Source organism: Paenibacillus barengoltzii G22 (assembly GCF_000403375.2).
GTDB classification, from domain to species: domain Bacteria; phylum Bacillota; class Bacilli; order Paenibacillales; family Paenibacillaceae; genus Fontibacillus; species Fontibacillus barengoltzii.
Genome location: NZ_KE159653.1, coordinates 1,487,357 through 1,503,945 on the forward strand (window position 1 = coordinate 1,487,357; position 16,589 = coordinate 1,503,945).

The following is a 16,589-nucleotide window of genomic DNA, read 5'->3' on the forward strand; positions in this document are numbered from 1 at the left end:
TTTTTGCAGGAATCCGGCACGTCCCACCCACTCCGACGCAGGCGCGATGGTTCCCAACGCAAAATCCTCGGGGAACGCCGGTGAGCAGGACCACGTACAATCTATACCGCCCCAGCCTCCCGGTACTCCGTTGGCGTCATGCCGGTGACTTTTTTAAAGACCTGGGTGAAGTAGCGCGGGTCTTGGTAACCTACCATCGGGGCAACCTGGTACACTTTAACTTGGCTGTTTTTCAGAATATACTTAGCCTTATCGATGCGACATTCCGTCAAATACTCAAGGAACGTATAGCCGGTCACCTGCTTAAACAGCAGGCAAAAATGGCTGATGCTCAGATCGGCGCGCTCGGCAACCTCCTCCATGCTGAGGTCCTTATGGTAGTTGCTTAAAATGTACTCCTGCGTCTTGGCGATCACATTCTGCACATTGTCCTTGATCTGGCTATCTCGGCTCTCGCTGATCCATCGGCCAAAGTTTGTCTTCAGCAGTCCGATCATTTCACTTAGTGTGCCGAGGGACTGCAGCTCCTGCAGCAAACCTTCCAGCGACCACTCCGACAGCAGATTCATCTGCTCATATTGCCGGAACATGACGACCGTGAGTTCGACCATCATCCGCTCGGCCGCTTCCTTCGAGAAGGCCTGCTGTTCAAGATATTGCTTCGTTTCATCTAGTGCGGTCAACAGCCGCTCCCGATTCAGCGTCCGAACGCTGTCCAGGAGCACCGCTTCCAGATGCTTCGGATATTTCGCCTCCCGGTCGGCCCCAGGCTCCCGGCCCGGCTGATCAATGAACACGCCTGCCCGGTCGCTGTAAAACCGCTGATACAACGCCCGAGTGGCGCTTTGATACGCCTCGCTTAACCGTTCCAGCCCCGCCGCCGTTTGGCTGAACCCTATGGAGCAGGTCAGCTTGGTATAGAATTGAATCTGGCGGATCGCATCGCTGCCCAGCTCTTCTTTCTGGCTGGTGAGCGCACTTGGGAACAGCAGCACCCATTCCCCAGCGTGAAAAGGAAACATCGTCAGCGCCCCTTGCGCCACGGACCATTCCCCCAAAATGTTGCGCACCGCAAACAACCACAGCCGCCGCTCCTCCGGCGACCACTGTTCATTCAGCTTGACGAAATGATCCAGTTGGATCACCGCCATGAAATAGTCCTGCGTCAGCTCGCTGTTCTCCAGCCAGCGCATATGCTGCAGATGGCTTTGGCTCTGGTTGCCTTCGATAAACTCGGCAAACATCCGCTCCCTCGCCAACATCGACAGCACCTGCACCGAGTGCAGCAGCTTATCGTTCTCCGCCCGCTTCTCCAGCGTTTTTTTCGCCCGCTTGATCATCTCGATTAGCTCGTCATGGTCAATCGGCTTCAGCAGATAATCAAACGCGCCTTCCCTGAGCGCCTCACGGGCGTATTCAAACTCCCCATAACCGCTGACGAAAATAAACAGCCGATTCGCATTCTCCGCCAACACTTCCTTCATCAGCGTGATGCCATCCATCCCTGGCATGCGAATGTCGCTAATGACCATATGCGGGGACAGTTCGCGAATGAGCTCCAGCGCCGCTTCGCCTCCCCGCGCTTCTCCTACGATTTCCAGGCCCAGTTCCTCCCAAGGTACGGCGACTCGTAAGCTTCGCAATATCACCGGTTCATCGTCCACCAAAATGACCCGATACTTCTCCCCTTGTGCTACCATCCTGCACCTCCATCCGTCTCACTCAGCAGCGAGCTTCTGCGCAGCTGCCAATATTGCTCTGACGTTTGTTGAATCTGTTCCAGCGCCTCCTCGGGCTTCGCCCGTTTGCTGATCATTTCCTCCAATACCTTGAGGAACGTCTTGTTGACCTCAGGAGGAAGCACGTTATCGTAAGGGACAAAGCTTTGGTTGCTTTGCTCCATCATTTCTACTACTTGCGCAAACACGGGGCCCGTTTTTTCCGAGTCATACGTAATTTTCATGGAAGGAATACGTGATGCCTCGTAAACGATTCGCCGCTGCACCTCTTCGGAATACAGAGCCTTTAGCAGCTCCTGAGCCGCTTCCCATTTGGACTCCTCCAGATTGGAGGATAAGCCGATTCCGATCGTATACCCTCCGGCGATCGAGCGGTTGCCCCCCTCCGTCAGCGACGGGAACGGGATCACTCCGACCTGATTCTGAAAACCTGCCGGTGCCCTCTCGTTATGGAACAGGTTGATGTCCCAGCTTCCGTTTAGATACATCGCCGCCTCACCGTTAGTGAACCGTTCAATCGCTTCCTCTGTTGACAGATCGTTGGCCGGCGGGTAGAAGGCATTCTCATCAATCCAGCTTTTCAGTTGCTTAAAAGCTTTCCAGTAAGAAGGGTTTTGGAAGCTTAACGACTCATCCCCCTGCACCAGCTCATTAATCAGCCCCGGCCCGGCATACCGGTCCATCAAATAATGGGCGAAGATCGCCGCCGGCCAGCGTTCCTCGTTACCTAGTGCAAACGGCGTGATCCCATGAGCGATCAGCACGTCAATGACCTTATTCAAATCCTCCAGCGTCTCTGGAGGCTCCAAACCCAAGTCATCAAAGATTTCCTTATTATAAAACAGCGGCTCCGCATTCCCTTCAATCGGCAACCCATAAATATGATTGTCGAAGGTCCACAAATGCAAGTCCTGAAACTGCTCTTTCAGTCCATTTCCCTCTAGAAAATCCGTTAAGTCCATCAAGCGATTGGAGCGAACGTAGGGCTCGATTTCCGCTCCCCCAAACAACACGAACATGTCGGGCGGCGTCCCGGTGACCATTTCACTCTTCAGCTTCTGCTCACGGTGGACCGTCTGGTCCATACCTTCGAAGTTGACCTTGACGTTAGGATGCGTCTCTTGGAATTGAGCCACCACATCCTCGACGATGTTCAGCATCTGCCGGTCATGCTCCTTAATCCAGAAGTGGCGGAAGGTTATTGTGACCTTCTCGGCCTGCTTCTCCTCAATCGGCTCGTGACCAGCGCCTGCGATAATCAAGACGGAGATGGCCAGCACGACGGCGTAGACGGCAATCCAACCCCAGTTCAAAAACCACTTTTTCATGTTCACCGCCACCTTCCTCCGTCGTTATCGTTTCACCGCTGCCGAATCGTGGAGCAGCTTCGGAATGCGGATGCGGATGGTCGAGCCATGTCCGGGAGAGGAGCAGATCAGGATGCCGTAGCGGCTGCCAAACCGGATGCGCAGTCGTTCATGTACATTGCGCAGTCCAACCCCGGTTCCCCGGTAATTTTTGTTGCCTTCATCCTTGCTCCACAAATTCATGAGCCGATCCAAGCTGAAGCCCGGGCCATTATCCGTCACATCGATCATAATATCCCGCTCGTCTTCGTTCGCTGTAATCGTGATCAGTCCTTTTTCCTTCATAGGCTCGATCGCATGGTACAGTGCGTTTTCCACAATAGGCTGGACGATCAGCTTCTGAGTCATATAGTGCCTCAGTGACTCGGGGATTTCAATTCTATAGTCGAACTGCTCCTCAAAGCGGAACTTCTGGATATCCAGATAATGCCGCACATGCTCCATTTCCATGGCCAGCGTAATCAGTTGCTGGTTCTCGCTAATGCTGATGCGCAGCAGCTTGCCCAGCGAGACCACCATTTTGCTGATCTCCTTGTTTCCCTGCAAGACTGCCAGCGAATTGATCGATTCCAGCGAGTTATAAATAAAATGAGGATTGATCTGGGCAACCAGCGCCTGAAGCTCGAACTCCTTCTTCCGCGCCTGCTCAGTCTCTACTTGTTCAATGAGCTCCGAAATTTGCGTACTCATCCGATTAAAGCCATCGACGAGCAAATCCGTTTCGTCTTCGCTTCGTACCGAAGAGGTAATGGGCACAAAGATCCCCTGCTGCACCCGCTTCATCCCGTTCACCGCACCGATGATACTGCGCACCAGTCGGCGAACGAAAAACCGGTCGAATAGGAAAGCCGATATCAGCGAGACCAGCACCAGCACAATCGCGATGTCGCGGATCGAGTTCGACTCCGAAGCGATCAGCTTGCTGGGCGTAATAGCCACGAGATACCAATCCTTGTTATGCGAAGGCAAGTAGGTGATCAGCGAGCGTTCGCCTTGATATTTGGCGGTATAGTATCCTTTCCCTTCCGGCTCCTCCTGAGTCAGGAACGGAAACTCCGTGCGCTCTCCAATATACGAGCCGGACTTGTCGAACACGATATTGCCCTGCTTGTTCACGAGCAAAATATCGCCCTGCTTTAACGTCACCGCATCCCAAAAGACTTGGTCCAAAATATCCGGCTTCACATAAATCACCAACGCGCCGATATCCTCCAGAGAGTAGTAATCCTTAATCAAACGAGCTTGGATCAGAACTGGCTTCCCTGCGGCAGCTGAACCGTTCTCCCCCGGCCCTACCCATACCGGGCGTCCTTCGGCCGCCTCCATCGCTCCGTACCAACTTTGCTGCTTCAATTCCTGAAAGGACATCGCCTCATTAAATTGATACTGCAGCTTGTCCTTGGAATACAGGCCAAACGACGTAATCATCGGATGGTTGATTAAGTTGTTGATGTCTTGTTTTTGATCATAGTTCACCGTAAAATTCGGCTGCTTCACCAACTGCTGAATTAAAGGCTGCGCGATCGCCGAATTCGAGACGGTCGTCACCTCGTTTAACGCAAACTTCAGCTTGCGGTCGGTTTCCAGCAAGGAGACCCAATAGAAGTTATTCGATTTATTCTCCATCGCTCGTGAGAAGCTGTAATACGAGATGGAGCCCATCAGAATGACGGGGATAAAGACAAGAAGAATAATAGCCAGCAAGATTTTGCGACGAAGCTTCATTTCGTTCCTCCTAGGTTTCTCCTACTCTATTATTCTTCATCCGCCAGCCGATTCCTTGCATCTTTCGACAAAGCGAAATTCGCAAGAGGGCAAGCCCCCTTGCGAATCAGTATAACCGTATGACTTATGTTCAATCTGCGTTTCTTGCAGCGGCGATGGCTTTCTCCCATTCTAGTTGCGGATTCGCTTGGTACTTGAGCACGTTCTGGAGCGCATGCTTGAGCTGTAAATCCACTTCCTCAAACTGCGGACCACAATAGACCGGTTTGACGCGTTGTGCCGATCGAGCGTAAGCCTCCGAGATTACCTGTCCTCCAAAAAACGCATCGTGATCCGCCAAAAAAACCTCTTCGTTATACACCGACGGGATCGATGGCAGCTGACCGCTGGCCTGGTACGCTTTCAACTGTTGCTCCTTGTTGGTTAACCAGGTAATAAACTCATAAGATTCCTTCGGGTGCTTGCCTTCCTTCGGCAACGTCAGGAACGTCCCTCCCCAGCTGCCCGAGCCTTCGGGAATTTGTGCAATTCGCCACTGTCCGGCTGTTGCCTTGGCGCTGCGGATCGTGTCCTCCATCCAGGCGGGGCCGAGAATGACGCCGACCTTCCCCTCGTGAATCGCTTGTTCCCATTCGGGAGAACCAAATGCCCAGCTGCCGATCCAGCCTTCCTGAATGCCTGTCACCGTAAAATTGTACGCCTTCTTCACCTGCGGATTCGAGTCCGCGATAAAGGAGCCGTCAACCTTATTAAAATACATCACGTCCGTCGATTGGTCCCGCAGGCCGTTATATACCAGCTCTGCCGAATCAGCAAACGGGATTCCGGTTTGCTTCGTAAACTGCTTCGCCACGGCAGCAAACTTATCCCATTTGTTGATTGCGGCGCTAAATGCCTCAGAATCGGTTGGAAGTCCCGCCTGGTCCATTAAATCTGCGCGATAGTAGACCACCGTCGGACTGACCTCAGCCGGCAAGCCGATTTGAAAAGAACCGTCAGCCGTCGCCGCTTGCTTCCACGCCCAATAGAGATAATCCTGTGCGATGTTCTTCGCGCCAAAATCATATAGGTTATAGAATCGATCCGTCTGGTCCATCAAGCGCTGCATGGACTCCTGATTTAACATCAAAATATCCGGAGCGCCCATTCCAGAGGATAAAGCTGCCTCTAAGCGGTCTTCCTCCCCGGCTGATTCCGTTGCATTACTGAAACGGATGTGAATGTTCGAATGCTCCGCCATATATTCCTGGGCCAGCGCTTCATAATGGGCATCTCCCAACGCCCAGAACGTCAGCTCAATCGGGGAACCTACACTGCCATCGGTCAAGCCCGAAACGTTGCTCTCCTCATCATTTGCCGCATTAATTACGCTGTATGCACCTAGTAAAGAAATCATCATGGCGGCAACCGGCAGAACAGCCAACCATTTTCCTCTCTTCATTGCGGTTGATTCCTTTCCTGCATCCGAATTTATACCTTTAGTCTAACGAATGTGGCGCAGATTTTTGAGGAGGCAATTTTGCGATTTCAGGTTGGAATTTTTCCGATCCGAGGCATAAAAAAAGCCGATTCTCCACTTCAATCCGTGAAGAATCGGACTCTCTTTCCATATTATAGTAAACCGGCAACTTCCCCGTGTTCATCAAGGTGAATCCGCTCTGCAGCCGGATGCTTTGGCAAGCCGGGCATGGTAACAATTTTCCCCGTATGGACAACAACAAAGCCGGCCCCTGCCGATAAGGTAATGTCCTTCACCTGTACGGTAAAGCCTTCCGGTGCGCCCAACAGATTCGCCTGATCGGAGAACGAATACGGCGTCTTCGCCATACAGACCGGCAGCTGGCCGAAGCCCTGCCGCTCCAGTTCCTCGATTTGGGCGGCCGCTTTGGCGCTCAGCTTCATGCCCTCGCCGCGGTAAATTTCCCTAACCACCGTCTCGATTTTGGCTTTTAGGTCCAGATCATCGGGATAAAGCGGAGTATACTGCGCCGTCTCCTGCTCCAACATGTCCAGCAGAGCCGACGCCATTTCTCTGCCACCTTCACTGCCTTTGGCCCAAACGTCCGACAGCTCGGCCTTGACGCCTAACCGGGCGCATTCCTCTTTCACCAGCGCAATCTCATCTTCCGTATCACTGGTAAAATGATTAATCGCGACCATTACTGGCACCCCAAATTTGCGCAAGTTCTCCAGATGCCGCTTCATATTTGGCAATCCGGCTCGCAGCGCCTCCATATTAGGCTGATCCAACTCGTTTTTTGACGCACCGCCGTTGTATTTCAACGCCTTCACCGTCACGACCAAGACGGCAGCATCCGGCTTTAATCCAGCCTGCCGGCATTTGATGTCGAAGAACTTCTCGGCGCCCAAATCAGCGCCAAAGCCCGCTTCCGTCACAACGATATCCGCCAGTTTCAAAGCGGTCTTCGTACCAATTACACTGCTGCAACCGTGGGCGATGTTGGCAAACGGTCCGCCGTGCACGATCGCCGGAGTTCCCTCCGCCGTTTGCACCAGATTGGGCTTGATCGCATCTTTGAGCAGGACAGTCATCGCATCCACAGCGCCGATCTGGGCTGCAGTAATCGGCTCGCCTGCCATGTTCCGGGCTACGACCATTCGACTCAGGCGATTCTTGAGATCTTGAGCATCCTCGCTAAGGCATAACACCGCCATAACCTCGGAGGCCGTTGTGATCATAAAGCCGGATTCATGCACGCTCCCGTTTCCTTCGCCTAGTCCTACGACAATTTGCCGAAGGCTGCGGTCATTCATGTCCATCGCCCGTTTCCACAAGATCCGATTGGTGTCGATCTGCAGAGCATTCCCTTGAAAAATATGATTGTCCACCATCGCCGCCAGCAGATTATGCGCGGATGTAATGGCGTGTAAGTCTCCGGTGAAATGCAGGTTGATATCCTCCGAAGGGAGCAGCTGGGCTTTGTTGCTGCCAGTGGCCCCGCCCTTCATCCCAAAGCAAGGTCCAAGCGACGGCTCCCGCAACGCTGCAATGGTGGTCCGTCCGATGGCATTGAGCGATTGGGCTAGTCCAATCGTCGTTAACGTTTTCCCTTCTCCCGCCGGCGTTGGATTCATCGCGGTTACCAGCACTAGTTTTCCATCCGGTCGGTTGCGAGTCTCGTTTCGGATGCCAGGCTCTATTTTGCCTTTGTACCGTCCATACAATTCGATATGTTGTTCGGCAATTCCACACGATGCAGCTACTTCCAATATCGGCTTCATTCCACTCTGCTACCTCCATCTATCCGATTCTTTGTTTATCCCTTAAATCTTATAGAAAGAATTCATCCTTATTGTACATGAAATAGATGGAATTATGCGTGAAGAAATTCGTACTCGTGGGGAGACATCGCTTCTGCTGGTCCTGAGATCTAGATCTTTCATCTAGCAAACTCATAGTTCCGATCTTTATTAATAGATGGAAAATATATCAAAAGACACTGGAGATATATTACATTTTAGGTAAAGTAGATTATGTGTATTTTACCTCAATTTCCAATTTATGAGGTAAGTATACAATCTTCTTGAAAGGAGGGGACCTTCGAAGTTCTAAATCCTGTAGTTATAGCAGAAGAAAGGAGGAGGTTTATGACAACCAAATGGGTTCAGCGCTTTAGTTTGTTCTTCATCGTGTTTCTATTGTCCATCTCCGTGAATATTTCGGCTTCGGCTGCTGATTTCACTCAAGGAGCGGACGTCTCCGGCAACAACGTAACTTTATGGTTCAAATCATCGGTTAATACGACATGGGTGGATGTCCACTATAAGGTGAATTCCGGAGTACAGCAAAATGTAAGGATGAGCTTCAACGCGGGTGCTGCGCGATTCGAGCACACCATTCTTTCGGCCGCCCAAGCCGAGATTGAGTACTTTTTCACTTACAATAACGGCGTGCCAGCCTACGACACCACAACATTCACTTATCGAAGCGGCCAACCCGATCCGGAACCTTCGACCAACTCAATTTATTCGATTCCAGCCTCTTCGATTCCCCAGCCTTCCGAGGGCGGCGTCAGCCTCAAAGTCATGAACGGCACGGGCGGGGCTTATACGGATGATCAAATTTACTGGGGAGTCATCGGCATCAATCCGGTAAACGGCAAATGGAGCTATTTGGATTTGGCCGGTAGACTTCTTCCGATTTCGTCCGATTTAAACAACGCCCCGGGACACCTCACTAAAGACGGCATCAACTATGCCAACATCTATCACAAGATCAGCGATGCCAATTGGGTCAACCTTCCGAAGATCGAATCCGGCCGGTTGTTCCTTAGCGTTGGTAGTCCCTTGTACATGAAGACCTTTGACGACGGCTTTGCTGGTCCGGATCTGAACAATCCCACCAATCCGAATCTGAATGTCATTTTTGACTTTGTCGAGTTCACTGTGGATAAGGACGGCTATCACGGAAATACGACTCGCGTCGATCAGTTTGGTTTTCCGATTCAACACCGGCTGGTGAATCTGGCGGGGAACTACGACCGTACCGTCGGCGAACTGGAATCAGAAACCCGTTCCGGACTGTTTGCCAAATATGTCAACGAAGTCCCTCATGAATTCAAATCGCTGGGTACCTTGCAGGCTCCTTATCGTATCCTCAGTCCTATGAAAGGGCCGTTTCAGGAAGGAGGAGCTTACGAGAACTATTTTGCCGGCTATTCCAGCATCTCTACCCAAGACATTCTGCTGGGTGTTGGCGAAGCGAGCAATCCTGAAGTATGTGCTGCGTTGAACCGTCATGTCTACACGGAACCTGACAACTGGAATCGGGTTGATCAATACTATCAAGCTGCCCCCGCGAACTATTACGCGAAGTTCTGGCATGATCACAGCATCGATGGGCTCGCTTACGGCTTCTGCTACGACGACGTGAACGGACAAGCCGCCTATCTGGAGGTAGGAGATCCGAAAGGTCTCATCGTCAGAGTGGGCTGGTAACACGGATGTTCTGATGGATTGATCCTATGGAGAGAGGAAGAAAGTTGAATGCAAATGCTTCCTAAGAGATTCGCTTTTTTGGCGGTATTGGCCTTATTCATCACTTTATTTATTCCACTTGCTGCAGATGTGAAAGCGTAGACCCTGCCGATCCAATTCCGAGCGGCTTTAAAGTCGTAGGATACTATCCAAGCTGGGAGCCCAGCAAAATCAACAACATCCAGTATCATAACCTGACGCATATTAACTATGCGTTTGCAATTCCGACCAGCGACGGCTCTCTTCTTCCGCTGAGCAACCCGGATGCGGCCAGCCAAATTGTTCGGACGGCCCATGCCAACAACGTGAAGGCGCTGCTCGCCGTAGGCGGTTGGTCATATAATGACATTCCTTTGGAAAGCACCTTTATGGCCGCGACGAATACGCCGGAGAAGATCAAGAAGTTCGGGAACGCCATTATCGCGATTGCCAAGCAATACGGATTTGACGGCGTCGATATCGATTGGGAGCATCCGCGAAACGACGGCCCCAGCAAGCAGCAGTACGAGGATCTGATGGTCTACTTGAGCGCGGAGCTGAAGAAGCAAAACATGCTTCTAACCGCCGCGGTGCTCAGCGGGGTAACACCAGAAGGCGTCATTTATTGGGACTCGGCTGCCCAGACCGATAAAGTCATCAACGCCGTGGATTGGTTTAATGTCATGGCCTATGATGGCGGTGATGGGGAGCGGCATTCCTCCTACGAATTTGCCGTGATGAGCGCAAAGTATTGGAAGGAGACGCGGAAGGTGCCAGCTCACAAGGTCGTATTGGGTGTTCCTTTCTACGGCAGACCTTCCTGGGCTTCCTATGCAGCGATTTTGCAAGCGAACCCCGACGCCTATAATACCGACATTTCGATGATTAACGGCATGCAAGCTCACTATAACGGAATCCCAACCATTCAAAGAAAGACGCAATACGCTCTGGAGAACTTAGGTGGCATCATGATTTGGGAGATCAGCCAAGACACAACTGACACCAGCAAGAGCTTGCTGCAAGCCATTAGTAACACCGTCAGAGCCTACCATCCTTAAGTCTGTCATGATCAAAAGAGCACTACCGTTCAGGCGGTGTGCTCTTTCCTTTTATTCCAGGTAGCGTTCTACTCTGTTCATCGCACCTTAATAGATCCACTGCACCCATAAAGGCAAAAGAATCAAGGTGAAGATCAGTGTAGGGGGAATGACGATCATCGTCACTTTCAAGTAATCATCCCATGTGATTTTGACGCGATGTTTTTTCAGAAGATGGAACCAGATCAACGAAGCGAGCGTCCCGATCGGCAATAACAATGCACCGATATCACTGCCAATGACACTAGCCAGATAAGAAATCCTTAGCGTCAGAGGATCCAGCGGCATTTCGGTAAGTGTCATCGTTCCGATCATTAGAGCAGGGTGATTATTGAAAAATATGGAAAGCGACGTCATCACTCCTCCCATCAGCAAGCTGGCATTCAGCATGCCGTCGTGGATTAGAGGATTTACTAGTGAAATGAGCAAATTCGTTAATCCAATGTTGTGCAATCCAAAAATGATGACATACATGCTGAAAGCGAAAACCAAAATATGCCACGGAACCTTGCGAAGCATATCCGATGGCGGGATCTTCAAGTTGTACCATCTCCACCCGAGCAATACAACAGAGCCAAGCACAGCAGCCAGCTCTACGGGAAAACCGTAGTAAGAGGCAACAAATAAACTGATGCGTACGATGAGCACGAATAGCAATATTTTTTGCATAAATTTCGTATCTTGTTTTAAGGGTTCACGATTTCGTACGGCCTCCTCCAGCTCCTCATCGGACTCGAGACTTAACCGCGGTGTTTTTAATGGATGTGACCTCAATCTGGGCGGCAGCTCTTTCGGCAATTGACGATAGAATACAAGAAACAGCAAACCTACCAGCACGATCAACCCTAAAAGTGCAGGGACAAACATCATCATCGTATGCATATATAAGTTCATCCCAACCATATTGAGAGCGATCAGGTTCACGATGTTGCTGACTCCGATCGGTGCGCTGGAGGCCGTTGCCACTAAAGCTCCGGATAAGAGATAAGGGATCTTCTGATGGTTTTTGAGCTTAAGCTCTCTTAACAAGAGGAGTAGTATTGGTGTTGTGATGAGAATGCTGCCATCATTATTAAAGAACAACGTCATTAAAAAACACATCAGGTTCACGTACCAAAACAAGCGGATCCCGGAGCCCCTGGATCGGTAAGCCAGTCCCTCGGCTGCCCAGTGAAAAAAACCGAAGCTTTCCAAGACCAGCGCCATAATAATCGTCGCCATGATCGTGATTGCCGCTCCGCTCACGGTTTCTCCGATGTGAAGCAGATCAGAAAAGTTTACTGTCCCGCTGATTAAGACAATAATAGCTCCGATTGTGGAGGGTATCGCTTCATTGAGTCCCCTTGGGCGCCACAAGATTAGGATGGTGGTTAGAACAAATGCGAGAATCGTTAAGCCTGCAGCTGTAAGCTCTATCAAGTGACCACCCCCATTCTCCAATTGTTTCTGCTCTAGCTGGCCGATTATTTACCGCTGACACGAACAAGGTAATCGTACTCGGCCTGCTGAACATCAACGACTGGAGCATGGGTAATCGTTTCTTCCTTAACCGAAGGTTTTAACAACATAAAGAGTCCCAACCCCGAAAGTATAATTAACACTAGGACGACCATTTTCTACTCCCCCCTTAAGGCAAATGGACAGATTTAATATGCTGAATATTCCATATCACCGATTCCCCGTCAGCTAAAACAAGGTGAAGCAAACCTCGATCAACGGATTGAACGATCCCGAATTTATCCGTTGCTTCTCCATGATCGAGAACAGCCAAACTCCCTTCCATCTTTTTAAGTTGTTGCTCAAACGTTCGGGCCAAGGTCAGACCGGTAGGCTTCACGTTTAATCTTTCATTTTCTAAAGAAAAGGGAGGTTTGTTGGCCGGATAAGGCATAATTAACTTCACATGATCCAATGGGACATACACGGTATGAAAAACCGTAGAATAGAATACAAGGTAATCGTTCATGACGCTGGTTAGATAACCGCTAAGCGTATGAACACCCGTCAGAAAAACTTCCATAAAGACGCCTCTGGCGTTAAATAACGTTTTCCGAAAAGAAATCGACTCTCCCGCTGCCCATTCCAGCGGGTTTTCGTACAAGGTTCCCTCATTATCTTTCTCAGGAGATGGAATAACCCGGAAGTGATGAATGTGCTTCGTTGGAATGTAGTAATAGCGCTCTTGTCTGAAGATGACGACGATATCATCTCCTGCATCAATTAAGAGCCCTGTGTCTAGTTGTGGTCTGCCGCTAATGGTGAGTTCGATATGTTGTCCGATGCGAGAAGTTAGCATAGGCATCGTATACCTCCTTTATCATGAGCATCGTGGTGAGGGAGAGAGGCAAGCCATTTGTGAGCTTGGCGCTTACGACTGGAATAAGCGGGTCCTTTCCCAAATTTTAAAGAAGGCGGCGCCCCAGGCACCGCCTTAATGACTGAAGGCTTTCGTTCCATTCTTAGAGAAAAGGATCCCATTTCTTCTTGGAGGATACCTTGGAGGATCCTCCTTGCCGTTTTTTGGCCGATTTTTTCACATTTTTGCTCGACTTTCTGGTCCCCCACTGGTAGCCGCCAGTACCTACACCCCAAGTGGAGAATCCGCCGGTTCTTCCCGGGTTTCTGCCGCCAGTTCCAGCGCCGCGCGTTCTGCCTTGCGTGCGGTTTCTGCCACCAGTTGCAGAGTCCCCTTCTCTGCCATGCGTGTGGTATCCATCATGAGAATGGTCTCCATGCGTGTGATCTCTGCCTTGCGTGCCGCCTCTGCCTTGAGTGCCGCCTCTTCCCTGGGTGCGGTTTCTGCCGCCCGTCCCGGCACCGCCGGTTCTGCCGCGATCTCCCCTGCCGCCAGGTCCGCCAGGGCCACCCTCGGCAGAAGAGATCGTAGCATTTTTGCTGCCCGAGGTTCTACCTCCGGTTCTGCCGCCGGTTCTTCCTCCCGTTCTGTTGTTGTTGGATCTATTGCTGTTTCGGTTATTGCCGTTTCTGTTGTTGCTATTATTGCTGCTATTGCTGCTATTGTTGCTGCTACTGTTGCTGCTCGAGCGGTTGCGCAGAGTCACACTCTTGATATGATAGGTTTGAACCTGTACGAGTTCATTATTTACAATGAGGTATACACTATCGTTGCCATAATCCGAGATGACCCCTTCGATCTTCTCAGGACCTCCGCGGTTAATTTGCACTTTTTTGTGTTTCAGGGCACGAAGAACGCCATCGAAATTGTACGAACGAATAATGGATTGACCAGTTCCCCCCATCGTTCCTTTGGTTTTCCCTTTCGTGCCCAAGTTTTGACTAAAGCTCTTCACATGAGCGTTTTTGATATAAACCGTGCCGTCCTTGGCCAGAATGACAAGGTAATCCGATCCGTAACCTACCAAAGTACCTTCAACCGAATCCGGACCACCGCGATTAATACGGACGTTGCTTCCTACTAAGTTGCCATAACCGTTTTGACTGATGGCCATAACCCATTTCCCCTTCCATAAATTGCTTAACATTCACAAACCGTATAACGAATTTGCTCGAGAGGGATCCTTACACTCCTCTCATTCACTTCCATCACAACTTCATCGGCAGTTATACGGGTAAGCCACCCTTTCTCGACTTGCGGCCCGCCAATATCTAGTAGGATCTGATGGTGCAGGAGGCTGGAGAGAAGTTCATTAAATCGAGGCGCCATGATCACTTCAACTTCTTGGCTGTAGTTCGTCGGGACTCTCTTCCATCTCGTTTCGGACAAGCTGTCAATATAAGCCGAATGGTAGTAGAGTATGCGACGATTTTTCGTTTGTACGGCCACATAATCATTCTGGATGCTTACTAATCTGCCAATGATGAAACCTGGTTGACCACGATTAATACAAACTTCCTTACCTATGAGATACATTAATTGACTCAGCGATTGGTAGCAGGCCACGTTCCTCCCCTCCTTTCATTTGCCCCCTAGCGGGAATTGTAGTACATCATATGTCGATGACTAACCTTTGTCCTAGTCTGATATCTATCATCTATAAATTTCCACTTCTGTAACTAAAGTAGAATTGCCTACAAGAATCAAAGAAAGAACCTTCCCTGTTGCCCTAGGTTAAAGCGGACCATCCGACTACTGCCTGCATATTCTGGATATTAAATTGAAATGCGGCAGGCTTCCGCAAGAAAGGTGATCAGGTTGAGGTTCCCCGTTCGTTCGCTTCAAATCGGCCGGTCAGACCAAGCAAAGCTAGAAAAAAGCGTATGGGATGACCAATACGCCAACGCATTACTGATGACGGATAACATTAAGGAGAACGTCAAAATCCGTTACCGGGGTGGACACACCCGTTATTACGACAAGAAATCCTACGAGCTTCGCATAGGTCACAGAAGCATCCATTACAACGTGGAGTGGGATGACCCTACCATGATGAGAAACGCACTCTCTTTTCGTTTTTTTGAGAAAATAGGGGTACCGAGTCCAAGAACGAGACATGTTTATCTGGTAATTAATGGAGTAAATCAGGGGCTGTATCTGGAGATTGAAGGGGTAGATCGGTCGTTTTTTACCAAAAGGAAAGTGAACACGAGCTCGCTGCTTTATGCGATCAATAACAACGCCAACTTTCGGCTGATAGGTGAGGGGGGAAAACGCAAGCGTAACCTGGCTTCTGGCTATGAGCTGGTGATAGGAACCTCTCAGGAGTTGGCACGAATCTCGCGGTTTGTGGAACGGATTCATACCCTCAAGGGGCGAAGGCTTCTAGCTTATATGAAGAAGCATTTAGATATTCCGGAGTATTTACGGTGGTTAGGCGGGGCGGTGTGCACCGGAAACTTTGACGGCTTTACTCAAAACTATGCCATCTTCCGCAAGAAGGGAAGCTTCAAATATCAAATGAGCCCTTGGGATTACGAGGGTACCTGGGGGAGAAACAGTTACGGGAAGCTCAGCGACATCGACAACGTCCGGATCAAAGGATACAACGGGCTGACCCAAAAGCTGCTCTCCTTCCCCTCGGTTCGGAGGCAATATCGCAAGACACTGAAGGAGATTCTGGAGCGACATTTTACGGTGAGTCAGCTGGCTCCAACGATTAACTCCCTTCACTCCTCATTGATGCCTGCGCTTATGGCCGATTCCACGCGTAAGTACTCCACCGATGTCCTCCTGTCAGACCGTCAGGTCATTCTCGACTATATTGCGAAACGCCGAGAGTACTTACTTCGCGAGCTTGAGAAGTTGTGATGGGGTAAGATTGGAACGTTGGGATAGGTGGAGTTGGAGCGCTTTTCGGTACTCGCACGCTGTGCCCTCTACTCGCCGTTTTTATGCGATTGCACGATTCCTGTAAAAATAGCCCCCTAACACACCCGTCATGCACACGATTCCTGCAAAAATACAGTTATTTTGAGCTGGAATCGCTGTTTTTCCTGAAATAACTGCAAAAGCGGCTAGGCCCCCTAAATCCGGAGTCCTGACCTACAAGTTTTGTGTTATCGCAGTCCAGCTCATTTTCTTGTGTGTTTACATCGATTTATGGAACTTTGAGGTATCCTCTAGCATTTTGACCCATAACGAAAACTTCATGGGAGCCATATGCTTCAGGCTACCATGCATTCTTCGATAATTATAAAAGTCCATATATTGATCAAGTGCGATAAACGCTTCTTCAAACGTCATAAATTCTCGTCTGCTAAACAAG

General features: G+C 50.2%; 14 protein-coding genes. 4 read left to right on the forward strand and 10 right to left on the reverse strand.

Annotation, left to right across the window (positions count from 1 at the left end; genetic code table 11):
* Positions 1–101: 101 nt before the first annotated feature.
* The 5 genes from C812_RS14980 to C812_RS15000 form a co-directional block, all read right to left on the reverse strand.
* On the reverse strand, positions 102–1,700 hold the full coding sequence (locus C812_RS14980) for a response regulator (RefSeq protein WP_016313494.1): 1,599 nt from the start codon (positions 1,698–1,700) through the stop codon (positions 102–104).
* On the reverse strand, positions 1,694–3,067 hold the full coding sequence (locus tag C812_RS14985) for an ABC transporter substrate-binding protein (RefSeq protein WP_016313495.1): 1,374 nt from the start codon (positions 3,065–3,067) through the stop codon (positions 1,694–1,696). The genes C812_RS14980 and C812_RS14985 overlap by 7 nt, the downstream gene beginning before the upstream one ends.
* A gap of 24 nt (positions 3,068–3,091) precedes the next feature.
* Entirely contained in the window at positions 3,092–4,831 is a 1,740-nt protein-coding gene (locus tag C812_RS14990) for a sensor histidine kinase (RefSeq protein ID WP_016313496.1), read from the reverse strand.
* A 130-nt stretch (positions 4,832–4,961) separates the two neighbouring features.
* Positions 4,962–6,272, reverse strand: coding sequence for an ABC transporter substrate-binding protein (locus C812_RS14995; protein WP_016313497.1), 1,311 nt, complete (start codon positions 6,270–6,272; stop codon positions 4,962–4,964).
* A 170-nt stretch (positions 6,273–6,442) separates the two neighbouring features.
* Complete coding sequence (locus C812_RS15000; protein ID WP_016313498.1) at positions 6,443–8,074, reverse strand: formate--tetrahydrofolate ligase; 1,632 nt, start codon at positions 8,072–8,074, stop codon at positions 6,443–6,445.
* Between the two features lie 366 nt (positions 8,075–8,440).
* On the opposite strand from C812_RS15000, the gene C812_RS15005 reads away from it, so the two are divergent.
* Both C812_RS15005 and C812_RS15010 read left to right on the forward strand, forming a co-directional pair.
* Positions 8,441–9,790: a glycoside hydrolase family 64 protein gene (locus tag C812_RS15005; protein ID WP_016313499.1), complete on the forward strand. Its 1,350-nt coding sequence runs from the start codon at positions 8,441–8,443 to the stop codon at positions 9,788–9,790.
* 155 nt (positions 9,791–9,945) lie between these two features.
* Positions 9,946–10,866, forward strand: coding sequence for a glycosyl hydrolase family 18 protein (locus C812_RS15010; protein ID WP_279626229.1), 921 nt, complete (start codon positions 9,946–9,948; stop codon positions 10,864–10,866).
* Positions 10,867–10,953: 87 nt separating this feature from the next.
* On the opposite strand, the gene C812_RS15015 is transcribed toward C812_RS15010, so the two are convergent.
* The 3 genes from C812_RS15015 to C812_RS22320 form a co-directional block, all read right to left on the reverse strand.
* Complete coding sequence (locus C812_RS15015) at positions 10,954–12,324, reverse strand: arsenic transporter (RefSeq protein WP_016313501.1); 1,371 nt, start codon at positions 12,322–12,324, stop codon at positions 10,954–10,956.
* A 208-nt stretch (positions 12,325–12,532) separates the two neighbouring features.
* Positions 12,533–13,207 carry a hypothetical protein gene (locus C812_RS15020; RefSeq protein ID WP_016313503.1) on the reverse strand — a complete coding sequence of 225 codons (675 nt, stop codon included), beginning with the start codon at positions 13,205–13,207 and terminating at the stop codon, positions 12,533–12,535.
* A gap of 279 nt (positions 13,208–13,486) precedes the next feature.
* The gene (locus C812_RS22320; RefSeq protein WP_157274720.1) at positions 13,487–13,624 is read right to left on the reverse strand and encodes a hypothetical protein; all 138 of its coding nucleotides are present in this window, start codon (positions 13,622–13,624) and stop codon (positions 13,487–13,489) included.
* Between the two features lie 13 nt (positions 13,625–13,637).
* On the opposite strand from C812_RS22320, the gene C812_RS22325 reads away from it, so the two are divergent.
* A complete protein-coding gene (locus tag C812_RS22325; protein WP_157274721.1) occupies positions 13,638–14,345 on the forward strand; it encodes a hypothetical protein in 708 nt (235 codons plus the stop codon).
* 56 nt (positions 14,346–14,401) lie between these two features.
* On the opposite strand, the gene C812_RS15030 is transcribed toward C812_RS22325, so the two are convergent.
* Positions 14,402–14,827: a hypothetical protein gene (locus tag C812_RS15030; RefSeq protein WP_016313505.1), complete on the reverse strand. Its 426-nt coding sequence runs from the start codon at positions 14,825–14,827 to the stop codon at positions 14,402–14,404.
* A 348-nt stretch (positions 14,828–15,175) separates the two neighbouring features.
* Here C812_RS15030 and C812_RS15035 point away from each other — a divergent pair, with 348 nt between their 5' ends.
* Positions 15,176–16,132 (forward strand): CotH kinase family protein, encoded by a 957-nt coding sequence (locus C812_RS15035; protein WP_167669325.1) that lies wholly within the window; start codon positions 15,176–15,178, stop codon positions 16,130–16,132.
* 279 nt (positions 16,133–16,411) lie between these two features.
* Here C812_RS15035 and C812_RS23080 read toward each other — a convergent pair whose 3' ends face one another.
* Positions 16,412–16,588 carry an IS3 family transposase gene (locus C812_RS23080; protein ID WP_016311229.1) on the reverse strand — a complete coding sequence of 59 codons (177 nt, stop codon included), beginning with the start codon at positions 16,586–16,588 and terminating at the stop codon, positions 16,412–16,414.
* Position 16,589: the final 1 nt, after the last annotated feature.

What these genes read in the sequence shown, in the direction of transcription:
- C812_RS22320 (WP_157274720.1), bottom strand. Translation starts at nt 13,624, where the DNA reads ATGATGGATACCACACGCATGGCAGAGAAGGGGACTCTGCAACTGGTG.
- C812_RS14985 (WP_016313495.1), bottom strand. Translation starts at nt 3,067, where the DNA reads ATGAAAAAGTGGTTTTTGAACTGGGGTTGGATTGCCGTCTACGCCGTC.
- C812_RS15020 (WP_016313503.1), bottom strand. Translation starts at nt 13,207, where the DNA reads ATGCCTATGCTAACTTCTCGCATCGGACAACATATCGAACTCACCATT.
- C812_RS15005 (WP_016313499.1), top strand. Translation starts at nt 8,441, where the DNA reads ATGACAACCAAATGGGTTCAGCGCTTTAGTTTGTTCTTCATCGTGTTT.
- C812_RS14990 (WP_016313496.1), bottom strand. Translation starts at nt 4,831, where the DNA reads ATGAAGCTTCGTCGCAAAATCTTGCTGGCTATTATTCTTCTTGTCTTT.
- C812_RS14980 (WP_016313494.1), bottom strand. Translation starts at nt 1,700, where the DNA reads ATGGTAGCACAAGGGGAGAAGTATCGGGTCATTTTGGTGGACGATGAA.
- C812_RS22325 (WP_157274721.1), top strand. Translation starts at nt 13,638, where the DNA reads ATGCGTGTGATCTCTGCCTTGCGTGCCGCCTCTGCCTTGAGTGCCGCC.
- C812_RS15035 (WP_167669325.1), top strand. Translation starts at nt 15,176, where the DNA reads ATGACGGATAACATTAAGGAGAACGTCAAAATCCGTTACCGGGGTGGA.
- C812_RS15000 (WP_016313498.1), bottom strand. Translation starts at nt 8,074, where the DNA reads ATGAAGCCGATATTGGAAGTAGCTGCATCGTGTGGAATTGCCGAACAA.
- C812_RS14995 (WP_016313497.1), bottom strand. Translation starts at nt 6,272, where the DNA reads ATGAAGAGAGGAAAATGGTTGGCTGTTCTGCCGGTTGCCGCCATGATG.